Here is a 1,103-nt window from a genome sequence, read left to right on the forward strand (position 1 = left end):
GTGCGGTGGCGTGCGGAGGGTGTGCTGGAGTTCGTGGGGCGGGCCGACGACCAGGTCAAGGTCCGGGGTTACCGCATCGAACTCGGCGAGATCGAGACCGCGCTGGGCCAGTGCACCGGTGTGTCCCGAAGCGTTGCCGTCGTACGTGAGGACACGGCGGGAGACCGCCGACTGGTCGGCTATGTCGTGCCGGCGAAGGGCGCGGTTCTGGATCCGGTGGCACTGCGGGCCGACCTTGCACGGAGAATGCCGGAATTCATGGTTCCGTCAGTCGTCGTCGTGCTCGACGAAATGCCTCTCATGCCCAACGGAAAGACGGACCGCAGAAAGCTCCCGGCGCCCGAGTACGTGGCCGCCGGTACACGTGGTCCTCGTTCGCCGCGTGAGGAGATCCTGTGTGGTCTGTTCGCGGATGTGCTGGGTGTGGAGCGGGTGGGGATCGATGATGGTTTCTTCGATTTGGGTGGGCATTCGTTGTTGGCGACTCGGTTGGTGGGTCGGGTGCGTTCGGTGTTGGGGGTTGAGGTTTCGATCCGGCAGTTGTTCGAGTCGCCTTCGGTGGCGGGGTTGAGTCGTGTGCTGGATGGGGTGGGTGTGGGGCGTCCTGCGGTGAGGGCGGGGGTGCGTCCGGCGCGGGTGCCGTTGTCGTTCGGTCAGCAGCGGTTGTGGTTCCTGCATGGTCTTGAGGGTCCTTCTGCGACGTACAACGTGCCGATGGCGGTGCGGCTGGGCGGGGTGTTGGACCGTGAGGCGTTGCGTTTGGCGTTGGGTGATGTGGTGGGTCGGCATGAGAGTTTGCGGACGGTGTTCGCGGAGGATGCCGGGGGTGCGTATCAGGTGGTGTTGGGTGCGGAGGTGGAGGTGCCGTGGCGGGTGGAGTCTGTTGTGGAGGGGGAGTTGGGGGAGCGGTTGTCGGCGGAGGCGGCGTGTGCTGTTGATCTGTCGTCCGAGTTGCCGTTGCGGGCGGTGTTGTTCGAGTTGGGGGCTGAGGATCATGTGTTGTCGTTGGTGTGTCATCACATTGCGACGGATGGTTGGTCGTTGCGGCCGTTGGTGCGTGATCTGACGTGGGCGTATGAGGCGCGGTTGCGGGGTGTGGTGCC

1 protein-coding gene is annotated in these 1,103 nt (G+C 65.1%); it reads left to right on the forward strand.

Annotated features, from left to right (window positions below; translation table 11 throughout):
- Positions 1 to 21: 21 nt before the first annotated feature.
- A partial coding sequence (locus ACZ3IC_RS34195) for a condensation domain-containing protein (RefSeq protein ID WP_467422632.1) occupies positions 22 to 1,103 on the forward strand: 1,082 nt, incomplete at its 3' end.

This window comes from Streptomyces sp. NPDC002958, assembly GCF_055563255.1.